We start from the raw sequence: 20748 nt of genomic DNA, 5'->3' as shown, positions 1-20748 counted from the left end.
GCGGCGCTGACCTCCGACGGCTGGGCGACCGGCGATGGCGGGGTGACCTACACCAAGACCGGGACCTACGGCACGGCAACGCTGACCACGGCCAGCGGCGTGGTGAGTTACGCCCTCGACAACAACGATACCGACAGCAATGCCCTGGCGGGCGGCGCCAGCGTGTCGGACGACTTCACCGTCTTCGTCAAGGACGGCAGCACCGGCACGGCCTCGACCGCGGTGAACTTTGCCATCACCGGCACCAACGACAATCCGACGGTGAGCGCGGGTGCACAGAGCGTGCCGCTGGTGGAGGCCGGCGTCGGCACGACAGGCACGGCGAATGCGTCGATCGCGCTGACCAAGGGGGACTTCGATACGGGCGATGCGGCGAGCTATGACGGCGCGGCGCTGACCTCCGATGGCTGGGCGACCGGCGATGGCGGGGCGACCTACACCAAGACCGGAACCTACGGCACGGCAACACTGACCACGGCCAGCGGCGTGGTGAGCTACGCGCTCGACAACAACGATACCGACACCAATGCCCTGGCGGGCGGTGCGAGCGTGTCGGACGACTTCACTGTCTTCGTCAAGGACGGCAGCACCGGCACGGCCTCGACCGCGGTGAACTTCGCCATCACCGGCAGCAACGACAATCCGACGGTGAGCGCGGGTGCACAGAGCGTGCCGCTGGTGGAAGCGGGCGTCGGCACGACGGGCACGGCGAATGCGTCGATCGCGCTGACCAAGGGGGACTTCGATACAGGCGATGCGGCGAGCTATGACGGCGCGGCGCTGACCGGTAACGGCTGGGCGACCAGCGATGGCGGGGTGACCTACACCAAGACCGGGACCTACGGCACGGCGACACTGACCACCGCGACCGGCGTGGTGAGCTATGCGCTCGACAACAACGACACCGACAGCAATGCCCTGGCGCAGGGTGCGAGCGTGTCGGACAACTTCACCGTCTTCGTCAAGGACGGCAGCACCGGCACCGCCTCGACGGCGGTCAACTTCGCCATCACCGGCAGCAACGACAATCCGACGGTCACGGCGGGCGCACAGGGCGTGCCGCTGGTGGAGGCCGGCGTCGGCACGACAGGCACGGCGAATGCGTCGATCGCGCTGACCAAGGGCGACTTCGATACCGGCGATGCGGCGAGCTATGACGGCGCGGCGCTGACCTCCGATGGCTGGGCGACCGGCGATGGCGGGGCGACCTACACCAAGACCGGAACCTACGGCACGGCGACGCTGACCACGGCCAGCGGCGTGGTGAGCTATGCCCTCGACGACGGGGCCGGCGCGACCAATGCCCTGGCGGGCGGCGCGAGCGTGTCGGACAACTTCACCGTCTTCGTCAAGGACGGCAGCACCGGCACCGCCTCGACGGCGGTGAACTTCGCCATCACCGGCAGCAACGACAATCCGACGGTGAGCGCGGGTGCACAGAGCGTGCCGCTGGTGGAGGCGGGCGTCGGCACGGGGGGGACGGCATCGGCGACCATTGCGCTGACCAAGGCCGATCCGGACACAGGCGATGCGGCGGCCTACGACGCCACGGCGCTGACCTCCGACGGCTGGGCGACCGGCGATGGCGGGGCGACCTACACCAAGACCGGGACCTACGGCACGGCAACACTGACCACGGCCAGCGGCGTGGTGAGCTATGCCCTCGACAACAACGATACCGACACCAATGCCCTGGCCCAGGGTGCGAGCGTGTCGGACAACTTCACCGCCTTCGTCAAGGACGGCAGCACCGGCACGGCCTCGACGGCCGTCAACTTTGCCATCACCGGCACCAACGATGCGCCCGACATCCACCTTGTCACCACTGATACAGCAACGGCGACTTTGTCAGAGACAAACTCCGGTCTATCGACGAGTGGCACGGTAACGGTCAATGATCCGGAGGTCTCTGACACGGTGGGGTCGATCGTAACAACTGTCGTCGCGTCGGGTGCCATAGCAGGGCTTGGGCTCACCAACGCACAGTTGCTTGCGATGATGAGCGTGACGCCGGCATCGAATCTGGCGGCGGATCCCGCTGATACGCACAATCTCACCTGGACATTCAATTCCGGAACGCAGGCGTTCAACTACCTGAACTCTGGCCAGTCCTTAGTGTTGACCTACACCGTGCAAAGCACAGACAATAATGCTGCGTCTGACACGCAAACGATAACGGTAACGATAAACGGCACCAACGATGCGCCGACAGCCGTCGCCGATACTGTTCTGACGAGCGCCGGCAATAACAAATCGTTTGACATTCCGGAATGGGCCCTTGTCGCAAACGACACAGATCCGGACAACACCACGCTCGATGTCCTGTCCACACCAGAGAGTGTCGGCAGCCCGTCGAGCGGGACGGTGACTCACACAGCGGGAACAGGCAGCGCAGGGTTCGTGACGTTCAGCGATGACAGCAATGCTGCAGGCTCATTCCAATACAAGGCGACGGATGGGACGAGTTCGGGCGCGGCCGTTACGGTAACAATCAACAATGTCGGGAGCTCCGGAAACAACATCACTGGAACCGCCGCTGATGAGATCCTGGTAGGCACCGACAACAAGGACAACTTCCACGCAGGTGCTGGCAACGATATCATAGTAGGAAAAGCAGGCGGTGGTACGTACGCCGGCGACAGCGGCAACGACATCATTGTTTATGTCAAGGGTGCAAACGCCGGATCCGGACAGGTAAGTATTCATGGCGATAATGGTGCTGCGCCAGCTGGTACGGACAGCGACACATTGAAGATAATTCAGTCGACAGCGGCCACTATCGATCTTTCCAATGCGTCGAACCAAACCAACGACAGCTTTACCACCGTCGACGGTATGGAGAACGTAGACGCTAGCCTGTCATCTGGCGCAATGACACTCACTGGTTCCTCGGGTGCAAATATCTTGATTGGTGGCTCCGTCGCCGACACGATTTCGGGCGGGCTCGGTGCCGATACCATGACGGGTGGCTCGGGCGCCGATACCTTTATTGTCAATACATCTCAGTCACTCGCAACCATCGGCGGCAGTGGCAATTCGGGAACGATCACCGGATTTGACGTGATTACCGACTTCGACGGAGCTGCCGATTTCCTGGATCTACAGGGCACTCCCACCGCAAGCACTTTCAGCAGCACCGGCTCCACTGATTCGACGCTGACCATCGCTGGAGCCACGGTGAAGTCGCATTCGATAACGAACGGCATCGTTACGTTCGATACTTCATCGCAGACGTTTACTTCAGCGGTTAGCTTGGACGGAACCGATACCTCGCGTGTTGCGGCCGCGGTGCAATACCTAGAAGCGAACAATCTTGGTGGCGCCGGCAAAACCCTGGCATTCACCGCAACCATCAATGGTGTGGCACACACCTATGTGTATGAACAAGTCGGCGCCACGCCAAACAGCGCAAACGACATCCTGGTCGATCTCTCTAACGTGACTTTGACGAGCGGCGGCACGAGTCTAACGACGCTCATTACAAATACCCACGTAAAACCCGCGGGCATTGCAGGTGAATCAATCAACCTCGCCTTGACCAATCCTTCGGGGGATCCAAATACGCTTATTACGGTCAATATCTCCGGCCTCCCTGCCGGGTGGAGCTTGAATGGTGGAACAAACAACGGTGATGGCACGTGGACGGTGCAGACCGGGGATGTGCAGTCACTGGAGATTACTTCGTCGTCGACCTTCACGGGCGCCCTTGTATTGAACATTACCGAGACCTGGACAGGCGCGGATGGCAATCCAGGGGTGAAGTTTGTCTTCGACAACGTCGAAGCTTACGCATCAGGCTCACCGATCTTCGCCATATCCGGCGACGACAACCTGACCGCGTCCAGCGGCCACGATCTGCTCGTGTTCTCGCAGCCGATCGGCCACGACACCGTTTACAGCTTCGACATCGCGACGGATCAGATCGACCTCATCGGCTACGCGTCGATGACAAGCTTCGCGGATGTCCAGTCGAACACGACCGACGATGCGAACGGGAACGCCGTCATCACGCTTGGCAATGGCCAGACGATCACGTTGAATGGCGTGCATTCGGCTGATCTGACCGCAAATGACTTCGTGTTCGATCAGACACCGACCACGAACAATCCCGGCACGATGACTGTCGGAGACGGCGCATTGCTGCCGCTGTCCGGCGACATCAACAACACAGGGACGATCGAGCTCAACTCGACAGGTGATAAGACCGATCTCCAGCTCATCCAGCATGGCATTACCCTGCAGGGTGGCGGAACGGTGCTGCTGTCCGACAGCAGCGGCAACGTGATCGAGGGGACAGTCTCCGACGTCACGCTGACCAACGTCGATAACACGATCAGCGGTGCAGGTCACCTTGGCAACGGGTTGATGACCCTGATCAACCAAGGGACTATCATCGCAACCGTCACCAATGCGTTGGAAATCGACACGGGCTCCAACTTCATCGCCAATACCGGAACACTCGAAGCAACCGGGACCGGCGGACTGGTGATCAACAGTGCGGTCACCAATACCGGCCTGCTCTGGGCCAATGGTGGCAATATCATTGCTAACGCGGACGTCACTGGCGGTTCCGCGCTGATTAGCGGTTCGGCCAAGCTCGAGCTTGGTGCTGCAGCTTCTACGGACGTCAAGTTCGATGCGGTCGGTGACGGCATTCTGCAGCTAGATCATTCGATCAGCTTCAGTGGGCTCGTGTCGGGCTTCAACGCAGGTGACCAGTTCGATTTGCGCGACATTCTGTTCGGCGCCGGTGTCTCGGCCTCCTATACGGCCGATGAGTCCGGGACAGGCGGAACACTCAATGTCACCGATGGCGTCCAGACCGCAAACATCAGCATCCTCGGTCAGTACACCTCGAGCGACTTCGAACTCGGGACCGATGGCGCAGGCGGTACGTCGATCAAGTACCACGCTGGCTAAAGAGGGGGCCGGCTGATGCTGCCCCTGGTGGTTCAGACGGCGCGGATATGGATATCCATCTGACCGATGTCATGACATCGGCGCATCGGATTTCCTCCATCACCAGGAGGACCAGGCGGAGCAGGCTATCTGCTCCGCCCATCACGCGATCGACGGGGTCTACCCGAGGGCCGGAGAGCCCGCGATTGACGTAGGGCGCTCGGGCGATTGCGGCCTTGGCCAGGGCGCCACCGGAGCCTTTCATCTCTACCGAAAGTCATTCACCGACCCCAGTGGTCTTGTGGCCTCGGATGATTTTGACGTCGTTTTGGCTTCAGAATGTCAGACTTGTCAAAGGCTTGTGGCCTGTTCTGATTTTATGAATTTATGGCGCCCTGTAAATTAATTACGGTCGGAAAAACTCGCACGTTGCGCGTGTCACCACTTTTCCGGGGGGCTTCCTGATGATATGCAAAAAGATAATTTAATCATTTTTTAACTTTTTACGGTGGCGTCTTGAACTACACCGACAAGTCTTTGCCGAACGGCTCGGGGCAACAATCCCTTCAATTCGAGAGCGACGCGTCGGCGGAAACGCCGCGCGCTGTGGTTGCGATCCCGGACGCGCACCTTCTCTTCTCCGGCGACTTCGTGCGCGTCGGCACCGACCTGATCCTCTCGGATCAGCTCCATCGCGTCGTCGTGCCAAACTATTTCCGCGACCACGCGCGCCCGTTGCTGGTTTCCCCGGAAGGCGCGCATCTCGATCCCGGCGTCATCGATGCTCTGACCGGACACACGCAATATGCGCAGGCAGGCGCACCCGTCGCCAGCGGCAAGGTGGTGGGCCATGTCGTCAAGATGACCGGCAGCGCGAGCATCGTCCGCAATGGCGTGACGATCGTCGTCAACGTCGGTGATGCGGTCAACCAGAACGATGTGGTGCAGACGGGCAGCGACTCGACGCTTGGTCTCGTGCTCGACGACGGCACGACGTTCAATCTGTCCGCCGGTGCGCGGTTCATGCTGAACGAACTGACCTACGATGCCAGCAGCACATCCAACAGCTCGCTGATGACGCTGGTGCAGGGCGCCGCCAGCTTTGTGGCGGGCCAAGTTGCGAAGACCGGCGATATGCGCGTGGCAACACCCAGTGCCACGATCGGAATTCGCGGCACGGCCGTGATCCTCGACGTCTCGGCGACCGACGGCAGGATTTCGGTTTCCGTCATCGATCAGCGCGACGGCCAGGTGCACGCGGTTCAGGTTTTCAATACGGCCGGCGTCCTGATAGGTACCGTCACGAGCAATGGATCGACGCTGACGCTGACGCCGACGGCGAATTTCGACGTGATTGCTCAGCAGAGCAACAAGACGACTGATCAGGTCGCGCAGGAATTCGGTGCATTCCAGCAGGTGCTGAGCACGTACGATGCCGGCAAACAGCTGTTTCCAAATCTTCCGCAGCACACGGAGAACAGGGACCAGAACAATAACAACAACCCGAATCCGAACAGCACGACGAAATTCGCCGGGAGCCCGCCGCTACAGCCGCCCGGCACGGAATATCATCCCCTGCTCGGGACGAGCGCCACTCCGCCCTCGAGCGCCGTGCCCCCGGTCGTTGTCGTCACGGTCAATCCGGCTTCCGACACCGGCACGAGCCCGCCTACGAGCAACACCGTCGTGGGGGGGCCGATCATTGTCCCGGTCAAACTCTCGGCCGTTCCATTCGTCGTCACGCCGCCGAACGTAGCGGCAATCACCTCCGGGCCGGGAGATCATATCGGCCCGGTGATGAGCGCCAATGGCGACGTCGTCTACGATCCCGACGGCGCGATCTACTTTTTCAACCACGAGACGGGCGCGACCACCACCATCGCGTCTCCGGCGAACGGCTGGAGCTACGGTTCACCGACGATCAGCTTTGACGGTCGCTACATCGTCTATCAGGGCTCCGACGGTGGCGGGAGCTTCGTCTTCGTCTATGGCACCGATCCTTCCGATTCGGCGCACTATCATGTTCAGACCGCGCTGGCGCCGGGAAGCGCCGCGGCCGTCAGTGGCGACGGCAGCACGATCGTCGTGCAGCAGGACGGCGGCAACGTTGCGATCTACGGCCTTGACGGCACGCTGAAGGGGACGGTGACGCCAGGGACGGTGGGGAGCTCGGGGGCGCTTTGGAAGCCCGCCATCAGCGCCGACGGACACCTGATTGCCTTCTGGAATTCGGATGCGGCTGCTCCGGGGGGCGGGGGCAGGCTCCTTGCCTTCAATTTGTCGACGGGTGAGCTGGCCGTGATTGCCAGCACCTCCGCCGGGGCCGGCGTGGTAGCGCCGACCATCAGCGCAGATGGCCGCCTGATCGCCTATCAGGAGACTGACGGCACCGGCCATTCCGAGATCTATCTCTATGATTTGAATGCCGGGGCCGTCGTATTTCACACGTCCAACGCTTCGGGCAGCAGCTATAGTCCGGTGCTGAGTCCGGACGGCCACTTCATCGTCTTCACCAGCGAGGCGAGGCTGACCTCGGCCGATCAGAACGGGTTCGCCGATATCTACATCGTCGACGTCACCAACCCGGCGGCTCCCGCCTATCGGCTGGTTTCGGACGGGGTAGATACAGCGTCCAATGGCGGCGCCGCGATCAGCGCCGGCGGCCAGTACGTCGCCTTCGGCAACAGCAGCAACATCTTCTTTGCCGATCCGACCTCGGGACTGAGCACGATCATTCTGGAGACGGTGAAGTCGCCCGACGTCCTGACCGCCAAGGGATCGATTGCCGTCACGGGTGACTACACCGGCGTCGCGGTCAGCGTGTCGGATCAGTTTGGCGGCGCGACTCCATACTTCAGCGCCAGCTTTGACTCAAACGGGCATATCAACTGGAGCTTCGCCGAGCCGAAGAACGACTTTGCGGGGCTGTCTTTCGGCGAGACCGCCACGCAGGAATTCGTCATCAGGCTTTCCGCCGACAATGGCTTCATAACCATCCCCGTCTTCGTAACGGTGCACGACGGCGTACAGCCTCCCATCCAGACGGTCGATGCGGCTCCGGTGGCGGCGCCCGTGACGCTCGCGCAGGGGCAGCAGGACAGCCCCTACGTCATCACGCCGACGGCCTTGCTCAGGGGCGTCTCCGACATCGACGGTCCCTCCCTGTCCATTTCGTCGCTGACGATCCAGAGTGGAGGCGGGGGTCTGGTCCGGAACAGCGATCAGACGTGGACGTACACGCCGGATCCGGGATTCAGCGGCCACGTCGTGTTCGGCTACACGGTCTCTGATTCGATCAAGTCTGCGGCTTCGACCGCCAGTCTCAACATCACGCTGCCGCTGGCCATTACGGCGATCGGTCCTGATAGCGGAGCCTCCGGCGATTTCATCACCAACAGCACCCAGTTGTCGGTCTCCGGCAGCAATGGAGCGCTCTCGCCAGGCGAGAAGATTCAGGTCAGCGGCGACAACGGTCTCACCTGGAGTGACGTTGTTCAGGCGACGGGAACGACATGGAGCCTGGTCGATCCTGGTGTCCACAATGCGAGCTTCTCCTATCAGGTGCGCGTCGTCGATTCCGTCGGCAACACCATCGGCTCCGCCGCACAGGCCGTCACGATCGACACGGCTCCGCCCGTGGTCACGATCGAAAATTCGAATGCGCTGACCAACCAGGCCACCCAGAGAATCTCCGGAACGGTCGGCTTGGCCGATGCCGGAACCACCGTGATCGTGTTCGACAATGCGCAGGCCATAGCCGGTGCCGTCGTCCAGGCAGACGGCAGCTGGAGCGTGATCGTACAGCTTTCCGAGGGCGGCAATAGTTTCGTCGCCCAGGACACGGACGTCGCCGGCAATTTGGGCTCGAGCAATACGGTCGTCCTGACGCTGGATTCGACGCCGCCGGCGGCAGTTGCATCCGTGTTGGCATTGAGTGCCGACAGCGGCAGCTCCGCGACCGACTTCAACACCAGCGTGCCCTCGCAAACGGTCAGCGGCACCTATACCGGTGCCTTGGGTGCGGGGGAGACAATCCAGGTCAGCGCCAACAATGGCGCCACCTGGGTGACGGCGTCCGCATCGGGCGGCGCCTGGTCCGCGTCGGGCGTATCGCTGTCGTCCGGCACCAACTTGCTCTCTGTTCGCACCATCGACCTCGCCGGTAACGTCACGGCGGGTGCGGGACACAGCTATACTCTGGATACCTTGGCGCCGACGGCGGTCGCGACGGTGACGCTGCTAAGTTCCGACACTGGCAGTTCTTCGACCGATTTCGTCACCAACATTGCGTCGCAAACCGTGAGCGGCACCTATGCGGGTGTCCTGGCTTTCGGCGAAACGATTCAGGTCAGCGCGGATGGCGGTGTGAGCTGGGTGACCGCAACGGCCAATGCGGCCAACGGCACCTGGTCAGCATCCGGCGTTACGCTGTCGCCCGGGGGAAACACGCTGTCGGTCCGCACGATCGACCTTGCGGGCAATATCGCGGCCGGGACCGGCCACAGCTACGTCTTCGATACCGTCGCGCCGTCCGCATTTGCGACGGTGGCGGCACTGGGCTCGGACAGCGGCAGCTCGTCGAGTGATTTCGTCACCAATGTCGCGTCGCAGACCGTCAGCGGCACCTATTCCGGCACCCTGAGTGCCGGCGAGTCCATCCAGGTCAGCGCCGACGGCGGCGCAGCCTGGGTCACGGCGATCGCCAATGCATCGAACGGCACCTGGGCGGCATCCGGAGTATCGCTGTTGGCCGCCGGGAGCACGCTGTCGGTCCGGACGATCGATCTGGCCGGCAACAGCCTCGCCGGCACCGGGCATGCCTATACGCTGGACACCGGCGCGCCGTCCGCGGTCGCGACGGTAACGGCACTGAGTTCGGACAGCGGCGGTTCGGCGAGCGATTTCGTCACCAATGTGGCGCCACAGACCGTGACCGGAGCGTACACGGGCACGCTGGGTCCCGGCGAGTCGATTCAGCTCAGCATCGACGGTACGAACTGGGTGACGGCCAATGCAGCAGGGGGCGCGTGGTCCGCATCGGGTGTGATCCTTTCCGGGGCAGGCAGTTTGCTGTCGGTGCGCACCATCGATTTGGCCGGCAATGTCGCTGCGGGCATTGGCCACAGCTACGTGCTGGACCAGACCGTCCCGTCCGGTGGCACGCCGGATCTGATTGCGAGTTCGGATTCCGGCTCCTCCAGCAGCGACAACAGCACCAACGTCCTGGCCCCGACGCTGACGGTCGCGCTTGGTGCCGGTGTTGCGGTGGGCGACACGGTCGAGCTGCTGCTGAACGGGTCGTCATTCTCCCATCCTCTGGTGCGAACTGTCACCTCAGGCGACATTGCAGCCCAAAGCGTCAGTTTCGCGGTGAGCCCCGGTGATCTAGGATCCGACGGGCTCAAGCTGATCTCCGGCCGGTTTACCGATCTGGCGGGCAACAGCTCGACCACCAGCGCCCTGACCATCACGCTCGACACGAGCGCGCCCGTGCTGGCGATCACCAATCCTGGCGGCAACACCAATCAATCCGTACAGACGATTACCGGCACGGCGGATCCCGCTGACGCGGGTGCGATTGTCACCGTGCTGGATGATGGCATCTCGGTCGGCGTCGCAACCATCCAGGCCAACGGCAGTTGGAGCACCGACGTCACGCTGCACAGCGACACCAACAGCTTGACCGCACAAGCGACTGATGCCGCCGGCAACCAGGGCGTCAGCAACACGGTGGTCTTCACCCTGAGCACCAATGCTCCATCCGGCGGTACGCCGGACCTGGTGGCAGGCTCCGATTCCGGCAGTTCCAGCAGCGACAACACGACGAACGTGACCGCGCCGACTTTCACGGTCGTGCTCGGTGCCAACGTCGCGGTCGGAGATACGATCCAGCTGTTGCTCAATGGGTCGCCGTTCGCCCATCCCGTCACGCACACGATCAGCGCAGTCGACATCGGCGCGCAGAGCGTGAGCTTGACCGTAACCGACGGCGACCTCGGCGCTGACGGCGCCAAGTCGATCTCGGCCAGACTAAGCGACAGTTTCGGCAACAGCTCAACGACCGCTGCACTGATCATCACGCTCGATACGGCTGCCCCGACGGTGAGCAGCGAGGCGATCACCAGCGCGACGGGGGCGCAGAACAGCACGCTCAGTGCCGGCGATGTCGTCAGCGTGACCGTGACGTTCAGCGAGAGCGTCACGGTGACGGGGACGCCGCAACTTGTCCTGAACATTGGCGGGACGCCGGTGCAGGCCAGCTACGCCTCCGGCAGCGGCAGCAGCCAGCTGGTGTTCACCTACACGATCCAGGCCGGGCAGACCGATGCCAACGGCATCAGCCTCGACGCCAATGCGCTGAGCCTCAACGGTGGCACGATCACGGACGCCGCCGGCAATGCGGCCGTGCTGACCGCGGCCGCGGTGGCGGACAACGCGAGCTACGTCGTCGACACCGGTTCGCCGACGGAATCCGTCGCGATTACGTCCGTCGCCGGCAGTTCGTCCTCCACGAGCACCTCGATCACCGTGACGGGGACGAATGGCACGCTTGCGTTCGGCGATAAAGTCCAGATCAGTACGGACAACGTGACGTGGACGGATGTTGTCCGGAACGGTTCGACACGGTGGAGCTTCACCGACAGTACGGTCCGAAGTGCGAATTTCACATACTTCACGCGAGTGGTCGACTCGGCGGGCAATGTCGGCGCGACGGCGAGCCTTCCGATACTGGTTGCCAGCGGCGGCGCCAGCGTCGCGATGAGCCCGGCAGGCGGCGTCGTCGAGTTCACGGGAACCGGCGGCACTTTGCAGATTGGCGCGGCCGTCACTGCAACGATCAATGCCATCTCGATCGCAAGCGGCCCGGTTGCGATCGGCGGAAGCGGCAACATTGCGACCAGCGCCGGCGACGCGATCGACCTCTATGCGACCGGCGCAAGTGCGGGCAATCCCGCGAACCTGACCGTCAATCCCACCGGCCAGATCACCGGAGCCGGAAGCGCTATCTCCGTGATTCAGAATGCCGCCGGATCAATCACGGTCACGACGTCGGGAACAGTGATCGGCCAGGCGGGCAGGGGCATCCTTGCTCAGCAGAATGCGACAGGCACGGGCGGTATCCTGATCAACGGATCAGGCAATGTGACAGGAACGGGCGCCGCGTTCAGCGGGATCGTCGCTGTCAACCTCAATTCCGCGAACAACGGCGATATCACCGTCAGCCAGAGCGGAAATATCACGGGCGGTCACGACGGCATCCGCGTCCAAACCAATGGCAACGGCAATATCAGCATAACCACGGCACCCAATCCGCTCGAGGCGACCGCGCAGATCATTGGTTCGACACTCTACGGTATCGAGGCGCAATCCAAGGGGACCGGCAGTATCCAGATCAATGCGGGCGCCGGCACGGTTATCACGTCAGCTGGTGTCGGCATCAACGCGTACAACGAAGCGGTCTCCCTGCCCAAGGTCGGTGGCGTGATCGCAAGCTCGATCTCGGTCAATGCGAGCGGCGTGATCAACTCGGGTACGGTCCTGACCGGACAGGGCAGCCGTCCAGCCGGCATCCTCGCCGGCTACAAGGGCGGCACGACCAATACCGTCAATGCCAACGTGTTCGGCAACGTTTCCGTCACCAACACCGGCACCATCAATGCGGCCGGTGGTGACGGCATCCGCGGCTATAATTTCGGGCCCGGAAACGTCAGCATCAGCAATTCCGGGACCATCATTGCCGGAGATGTCTATGGCATCGTCGGTTCAAGCAACAGCACTGGCAACGTTTCGGTCACGACGACTGCGAGCTCCAGCATCACCTCGGGGTCGCACGGTATCCTCGCGATCAACCAGGGCACTTCCATTTTGCAGAGCCTGGGCTCGACCGTCACCGTCACGGCCGCCGGCACGATCAACTCGGGTGTACATCTGTCGGCCGGAGGTGCCCAGCCGGCGGGCATTTCAGCTGGATATTATGGCAGCAACGGTACTTCAAACACGAACATCAACGGCTCGGTCCTCGTCGACAACGCAGCCAGTATTTCGGCGAGAGCCGGTTATGGCATCATTGGGTTCAATTTCGGCTACGGCAACATCACGATCATAAACAGGGCCGACAAGTCGGTGAGCGGTGCGCAATTCGGCATCGCCGCGAGTTCGTCCGTCAACGGCACCGCGTCGCCTTCCAATGTCTCGATCAGCGTCGAAGCCAATTCGACGCCGACGGCTGCCGCGGTGACTGCGAGCTCGCTCATGGGGCTTGCCGCAATCAACGCCAACAACTCGAGCGGCGGCAATATCACGATCACGACCGGCGCCAATGACCAGTTCACGTCCGGCGGCTCCGGCATCAACGCCAATTCAGCGGCCGTCAGCGTCGCGTCCGGAAATCAGATATCGGTCACCACGTCGACAGGCATAATCAATTCCGGCTTCAACTTCTTCTCGGGCGGCGGCACGCCTGCCGGCATCTCCGCTGGCTACTCCGTCCTCTCGCCGGCCAACATTCACGGCAACGTCGTTGTGGACAATGCGGCGACTGTCACCGCGGCTTCGGGTTCCGGCATCAATCTCTACAACAATGGCAATGGCAGCATCAGCGCAACGCTGCGGCCGACGTCGTCGATCACTGCGGCGCAGGGAGCCGGCGTCACGGCATTCTCGGCCGCGGGTGGCAGCATCACGATCAACAACCAGGGCGCCATCAGCGCGGCGGCCATCGGCATCTCGGTCGGCAACGGATCCAGTGCTTCGGTCAATGGGTTGATCTCGATTTCCAACTCCGGAACGATCAATGCGCCCGGTGTGCCGTTCATGCCCGTCGTGACGATCGGCAACGGCAACAGCACTCAGACGGCAACGGTTTCGAACGCCGCGGGCAAGTTCATCGCCTCGAATCTCTTTGCCCGCACGACCAACAATTTCGCCATCTCGGTCATTGCCGGCAATGGGGCGGTCACCAACAACGGCTCGATCACCGGCAATATCAGCTTCAGCGGAACTGGTAGCGGCAGCGTCAGCAATGCGCTCGGGGCAACCTGGAATATCAACGGCTCGAATTTCTTTGGCAGCGGCACGAACGCGATCAGCAATGCCGGCATCATCAATATGCTCGGCCTTGCCGCTTTGTCCGGGGCAGGCGCGATTGCGCTGTCGAACACGGGCAATATATCCGTTTTGCCCAACGCTTCGGCGCAGATATTCGCTAATGTAACCGGCGCGGGCTCGATCCTCCTGGGCGACCGCTCGGCCCTCGAGCTTGGACTGTCTGTTGCGGCCACACAGACCATCAATTTCGGCGGCAAGGGACTTCTGACGTTCGACAACCCGGCCTCGGTTGGTACGAATCTGCCGCTCAACTTTAGCGCCAGCGGTAGCGGCAATGTTGGCTCGATCATCACCCTGCAGGGCGGCGGCATCACGGCTGCGAACATCAGCGGCTCGACGCTGACCGTCAGCGGTGTGCAAAACTATGCGTTCCAGGTGTCCGGAACCGGGCTGTCCGGAAATATGTTCGATGTTCTCTCGCCGAACCGTATCGTGCTGGTGCCGACCAGCGCGACGATCATCTCCGGCGTCACCACGTCGCAATCGCCGCTGACGCCGGCAAGCTTCTACATCCTCGACAACGACCATATCAACAGCAGCACCGGACCCGGGTTCAACCTGGCGACGAGCGACGGCGTTGCCGCCAACACGTATACGGTCGTGGCCAATACGAGCTCCGACTTTGTGATCAACGGCGCGTTTCCGGGTCTGCGCGTTGCGACGCAGGGTGCGAGCGGGGCGATTATCAACGCGGCTAGTATTTCCGGCCCGACGCCCAGCTCCGGCCCCAACGTTGGCCTCACCGTTGATACCACACAGAACAGCAACATCGGAAGCGGCTCTGCCGATATCGTCAACTACGCAAATGTGAGCGCGGTGACGGTCGCCATCTCCGCCAACACCGTCAACGGCAATATCAATATCGTCAGCTCGGCAGGCACGCTGACCGGAACGAACTCGTACGGAATACTGGGCGTGTCCAACGGCACGGGCGGCGTCACCATCACGGCGTCGGGCGGCACGATCACTGCCGGTTTCAACGGTATTCGTGCCGCCGAGCTGCAGGAAACTACCCCCGGGCCGGGCGGCAACATTATCATCTACAACTCGTCGACCATTACGAGCGGCACGAACACTGCGAACATTGCGGGCAGCGGTGCGGCCGGTCTTCGCGCGCGGATTCTCAACAACAACACGACGGTGCCGAACGCCGCGATCACAGGCGACGTCACGATCGAGAATCGCGCCAGCATTACCGCGCAGGCCGGCGCAGGCATTTTTGCCGACAATTACGGTTCAGGAAATACGTCGGTTACGTTTGCGCCTGGCCAGTATTCGATCACGGCGGTCAACGGAGGAGCGACGGGCGTCGGCAGCGGCCTCACCCAGTATGGTATCTTTGCCTTCACCTACGGTACGGGAAGCTCTCTGGTGAATGCTGGCTGGGGCACCACCATTACCTCGGGCAGCACCGGCATCAATGCCGGCAACCAGGCCACCACGATTGCTTCGGGCAGCGGGAGTACCGTCGCGGTCTATAGCCAAGGCTTCATCTCATCCGGAACGAACGTCAACAACGGAGGCAGCGCACAGTCTGCGATTCAGGCAGGCTACAATCCCGGCGGCAACGGCGCGTTCAGTTCGGCCGTGTACGGCGACGTGATCGTCTATGTCGCGAGCGACGGCAATCCCTTCGGCAACCCCAATCCGACTCTGCTCGCCGCGGCGGGGCCCGGCATCCTTGCGTACGACTACGGCGTCGGCAACATCACGGTCACCGTCGGCTCGGGTGTCTCGATTCAGGCGCTGACGGCGGCAACGTCGTCGGGGGGCGGCAACGCTCCTTACGGCATCGGCGCCACCAATCGCGGCTCGGGCAATATCGTTGTCGTGACGTCGAATGGGTCCTCCATCAATTCCGGCAGCACCGGCATCAACGCGGTCAACGACGCAAATCCGACGGCGGGCTCAGATCTGGCCAATTTGTTTGCAGCCAATGTCGCCGCTGGCAAACCTGCCGTGGTCTCGGTGACGGCAGCCGGCACGATCACCGCCGGCGGACAGTCCACCAACAGCGGCGGCACGCCGTCCGGTATCGCCGCTGGCTTCTTTGCCCCGGTGAGCGGCGCCGGGCATCCGAACCAATATGTCAGTGGCAACGTCTTCATCAACAACGCGGCGGTCGTGTCCGCCGCCGGCTTCGGTCTGCAGGGCTATAATTACGGCTACGGCAATATCACCATTGACGTTGCTTCCGGTGCCAACATCACGGCGGGCTCGAACGGCATCTATGCCCACGCCGATGGCGGGTTCACCGATCCGGTGACGGCGAGCGCGCTGACCCGCGACATTGCCGTCGCCGTCTATGCCAACACGACCATCACCGCCGGCTCCGCAACGTTCAACAAGGCTTACGGCATCCTCGCCCTGAGCACCAACGCCGGTAGCATATCGGTGGTCACGTCGACGGGAGATACGATCGACTCCCACCAAGGCAGCGCCGGCATCAATGCGGTCAACGAGGCCACCAGTATTGCACCGTCGTTCAACAGTTCGGTGATCGTGACGAACGCAGCCTCAATACACTCCGGCAGCGGCACCACGGGATTCAACAGCCAGCCGGGCGGTATCCTCGCAGGCTATATCGGCCAGGCGACGGACCCGAGTCTGAATAATCCACCGAATCCCGCGAACTACAACGTCTATGGCGAGGTCGTCGTCAATAACTTCGGCGATATCACCGCCGATGCAGGCGATGGCATCAGGGCCTATAACTTTGGTGTTGGCGACGTTAGCGTCGACAACTTCTCGGGGACCATCACGGCGCTCGGCGGTGCAAATCCACCAAACGGATCGGGTGTTGGAATCCTCGCCCAGAACTTCGGGCCGGGTAGCGTCTATGTCACGACATCAGCGAGCACGAGCATTACCTCCGGGAGCACGGGCATCGCTGCCTTGAACAAGGCGACCACGGCGGATCCGCTCAATCCCTCCGTGGTCGTGCCGGCGACGGCGGAGGTCTTCGTCAATGCGTCCGGCACGATCCACTCCGGAACGACCCCGACGGGCACCGTCGCCGCCGACCCCGCCGCAGGCATCCTGGCCGGCTACAATCCCAACAATCAGAACACGGCGAACAATGCGGTCCACGGAAATGTGTTGGTCTACGACCATGCAACGATCGTCGCGCCGACCGGGACCGACGGCATCCGCGCGGTGAATTACGGCGACGGCGACATAGCTGTTACGGTCGAGTCGGATTCCCGTGTGTTCGCGGGCCGGTACGGCGTTGCGGCGTTCGGCTTCGATGGCGGCGATGTGAGCGTCACGATCGACGGTTCGGTGATGGGTGGCACAGCGGGGCTCGACGTCTCCACGACCGGTACGGGCATGGTCACCATAGACAATGCCGGCTTCGTTGCGGGCGTCGTCCTCGGCTACAACGCGGCGTTCACGAACGAGGCGGGGGCGGACTGGCAATTCAGCGGCGCCAGCGCGTTCACCGGCACCAGTACGCTCGCGAATGCCGGCACGATCGAGAGCACCGGCACGTCGTCGATTCTGGGCCTGGCGGGTTTCACAAATACCGGAACGATCGCGGTGGAATCCGGCAGCCTGACCATCGGGAGCGCGGTGACCGGCGGCGGCGCTGCGGTGATCTATAGTGCTTCCCTTGTGTTCAGCGCGGCGTCGGACGCCAACGTCGCATTCGATACCGGCACGAGTACGCCCGGGACCTTGGTGCTTGCGGATGCCGCTCATTTCACCGGCACGGTCACCGGCTTTGCACTCGGAGACACGATCGATCTCGTCGGGATCGCTCCTGCGAACGTCAGCGTCTCCAGTTCGGGTGGTCTGCACGTCGATTTCGGCACCGGTTCGTTCGCTCTCGGCGGCAGTTACGATCCGGCCGGATTCCTCATCGCTTCCGACGGGCAAGGTGGCGCGAAGATCAGCTGGAATCATCAGGGGCCCGTGATCGATACCAGCCAGCTGACCGTCAGTCTCAACAGTGGCACGTACACCGTGACCGGGATACAGGTGACCGACAGCGATCCCACCGTTCCGACCGCGCCTGTCGTGACCTACACGCCCGGCAGTACGCCACCCGCGTACGAGAAGGTGGCGCTGACGCTGTCGGACATTGCCGGCGCCGCTCAAACCGTGAATTTCATCTTCCAGAACGGCACGGGGACGACCGTGCAGGGTACCTCCGGCAACGACGTCATCTTCGCTGCGAGCGGCCAGGACGTGCTCACCGGGGGCGGGGGACGGGACCAGTTCGTATTCGCGTCGCCCCCGGCTTCGACGCCCGTCCAGCATACGATCACCGATTTCGCGGAGGGAATCGACCGGCTCGACGTGCGTCAGTTCACGAACGTGTCCTGGGCCTCGGCGGCCGATAGTCCCAACGACACGCTGGTGACGCTGGATGCCAACGACTCCATTCTGCTCAAGAATATCGTGGCGTCGAACCTCAAACCGGCCGACTTCATCTTCCATGTGTAGTCGGCGCCAACGGGAGGTGGACTGAACTGAATGCGTGACGTAGAGGTCTTGTTGAATTCGCTCGTCGACGTCGATCGTGGCACGCTGATCTCGGTGTTGTCCATGGAGGTGCAGACTGCCACAAAGCTCGCAATGAGTGGGCACCAGCGCACGGCCTGGCAGCGCGCGAAAAGGCGAAGCGCCGTCGAGCACGCCGCCCGTCTCGCGCATATCCTGGCCTATTTCAAATATGGGGAGACGCCGCCCGGCATGTCGGAGGATGATCGCCGGCTTTGCAGCAGCCTCGTGGAGAAGCGTAGCCTGTAGGTTGACCGGGTGATCGTGTCTGGAAGACATTTGATGAAGAGTTGATCGCCATGAATGAAAACGACGCGCTCGTGCTGGATCTTGCGATCGGCAGCCGCTTCCGGGTGAGGTCCCTCGGCAAGCATAGCAAGCGTTTGGACGGCAGGACCGGACGGGTCATCGGCTTTGCCCAGACCAAGAACGCGCTGCGGGTCATTCTGGACGGCCACAAGCATCCGCAAACGCTGCATCGCAGCTATCTGGAGCCGCTGGTCGAGACCGCGTCCTGAATCGGCCGGCACCGCCTCAGTTGGATTCGATCGGCGCGATCAGGTCGACGATGCGGAGCAGGCCCTGGCAGACACGCCAGATGCAGCCGGTGCCGAGAAACAGTTCGGTCGCTGCGTTCATGTCGCCAAACTGGAGGTGATATCCATTGGCGACGACGTTGATGGATATCCTGATGCCATTGGTGCCTACCAGCTGGGTGCGCGCCGTATGCACCGCTTCGACCAGCCGCCGGCCGAACTCCCTGGCATCGTCGAGATCAAGGGCTGCGAGCCGCGGTGGCGTGCGCGCCTGGTTGAACGGATACACGGCGTCGATCAGGATGGTGTGGCCGTCCGATAGCAACAGCAGCTGGCTGACCGACTTTCCGGCCGGAAACAGGAAGCATCGCTCGTCGAGGTCGATCTTGATCTCGTACTTCGGCCGCAACTCTGCAATGATCCGGTGAGCTGGATTTATATTCATCGTGTTGCAATGCGAATTGACCGTAACTTGGCTTTATCCTAGGTCGCTCATGTGGAGGCGGCAAGGCGGATGCGGCAAGGTTGATCCAGCGCCTGGTCTTCGGGCGACCAGCGGAGGTGTTATCCCGGGCCGCCCCAGGCGGTATAGTCGGCACAGAACTGGGCAAGAGGGGGCCAGCGAGGCTCCAACCATATTTCGGGGCATTGAGTAATGGCGATCAGGATTGCGGCGGTGAGCTCCGCCACCATGTCGGATGACAAAAAGGAATTCATCGTCCAGACCACGGGCAAATATACCGGGGCGCTGGAGCTGAGATTCGCCAGCGACTGCGTCGATGATCTGATCGCGGCACTGACAAAGGTGCGAGGCGGCGCGCAGCCGGCGGCGTCACATGGCGGGGGGCCGGCACTTGCCGCCGAAACAGCCGTCCCCGGTGCTGAAGCCGCAGCGCAGGCCAAGCCGGGCGCGACCGGCAAGGCCGACGAGGTGAGGTTCGAAATCCCCAAGAACTGCACCATTTCCGCGGACACGAGCGGCCGCGGCCTCGTGCTCTTCATCCTCAATCACCGGCTGGAAGGCCAGGCCGGTTACGCGTTCTCGCCGGACGCTGCGAAACAACTGGCCGGAGGGCTGACCAAGAGCGCTGATGCATTGCTGGCGCAGCGGGCGACACCCAAGGACTGAACCGGCTGTCTCCCCGCGGAGCGTTGGCCCCGCGTCACCTAAACTCCATTCATACAAGAATTTACGATGATAAATAGCGCGATCACCCTCAGCATTCGCCCGAAATGGCCCGAGATCTCGGATCACTACGCGGTCTGGTCGCAAGGCCGCGAGATCGGCAGGATCCGCCACGCCCTCGATGCAAGCGGGGCCGATCGTTCCTGGGAGTGGTTCGTCCTGATCCCGATGGGCCTTCCGGCATGGGCGAGCGGTGCAGCGCAGGACAGGGACACGGCGATCAGGGCCTTCAGCACAGCCTGGGGAAGGCTGCTGAAGGAAACGCGACCCGAGCGGATGCAGCGCGCTTGGGAGTTGCACGGCGCGGCGCAGTCGCGGGCCGCGGCGATGGCTTCGCCGTCCGTAGCCGAAAGCTGAAGGCAAGGCGACCTTCCGCCCACATCCGCTGAGGGGTATTATTTAACCTTCGGAAGGGGAGGTTGCCGAGATTTCCCGGTATTGGCTCGGCCGGTCACTATCAAATTACCGGGTAAACGTTGCATTAATCGTAAAGAGTTGCTTAAAGTTCCCTGT

7 protein-coding genes are annotated in these 20748 nt (G+C 62.4%); 6 read left to right on the top strand and 1 reads right to left on the bottom strand.

Going from position 1 to position 20748, the window contains the following annotated elements; all coding sequences use genetic code 11:
- The first annotated feature begins 42 nt into the window (after positions 1 to 42).
- The 4 genes from JQ603_RS37145 (at position 43) to JQ603_RS37130 (ending at position 19031) form a co-directional block, all read left to right on the top strand.
- Positions 43 to 4920, top strand: a complete 4878-nt coding sequence (locus JQ603_RS37145) for a beta strand repeat-containing protein (protein ID WP_212348318.1) — start codon at positions 43 to 45, stop codon at positions 4918 to 4920.
- Between the two features lie 495 nt (positions 4921 to 5415).
- On the top strand, positions 5416 to 18456 hold the full coding sequence (locus JQ603_RS37140; RefSeq protein WP_212348315.1) for an Ig-like domain-containing protein: 13041 nt from the start codon (positions 5416 to 5418) through the stop codon (positions 18454 to 18456).
- A 51-nt stretch (positions 18457 to 18507) separates the two neighbouring features.
- On the top strand, positions 18508 to 18762 hold the full coding sequence (locus JQ603_RS37135) for a hypothetical protein (RefSeq protein ID WP_212348312.1): 255 nt from the start codon (positions 18508 to 18510) through the stop codon (positions 18760 to 18762).
- Between the two features lie 50 nt (positions 18763 to 18812).
- Positions 18813 to 19031, top strand: coding sequence for a hypothetical protein (locus JQ603_RS37130; protein ID WP_212348309.1), 219 nt, complete (start codon positions 18813 to 18815; stop codon positions 19029 to 19031).
- Between the two features lie 16 nt (positions 19032 to 19047).
- Here the strand turns inward: JQ603_RS37130 and JQ603_RS37125 are convergent, their stop codons facing one another.
- Positions 19048 to 19494 carry a hypothetical protein gene (locus JQ603_RS37125; protein ID WP_212348306.1) on the bottom strand — a complete coding sequence of 149 codons (447 nt, stop codon included), beginning with the start codon at positions 19492 to 19494 and terminating at the stop codon, positions 19048 to 19050.
- Between the two features lie 246 nt (positions 19495 to 19740).
- Between JQ603_RS37125 and JQ603_RS37120 the strand changes: the two genes are divergently transcribed.
- A complete protein-coding gene (locus JQ603_RS37120) occupies positions 19741 to 20178 on the top strand; it encodes a hypothetical protein (protein ID WP_212348303.1) in 438 nt (145 codons plus the stop codon).
- Between the two features lie 66 nt (positions 20179 to 20244).
- On the top strand, positions 20245 to 20592 hold the full coding sequence (locus JQ603_RS37115; protein ID WP_212348301.1) for a hypothetical protein: 348 nt from the start codon (positions 20245 to 20247) through the stop codon (positions 20590 to 20592).
- Positions 20593 to 20748: the final 156 nt, after the last annotated feature.

The sequence above is a fragment of the Bradyrhizobium liaoningense genome (assembly GCF_018130825.1).
Taxonomy (GTDB): domain Bacteria; phylum Pseudomonadota; class Alphaproteobacteria; order Rhizobiales; family Xanthobacteraceae; genus Bradyrhizobium; species Bradyrhizobium liaoningense_B.
The sequence above is the reverse complement of the archived record's forward strand: the minus strand, read 5'-3'. Positions and strand labels throughout refer to the sequence as shown.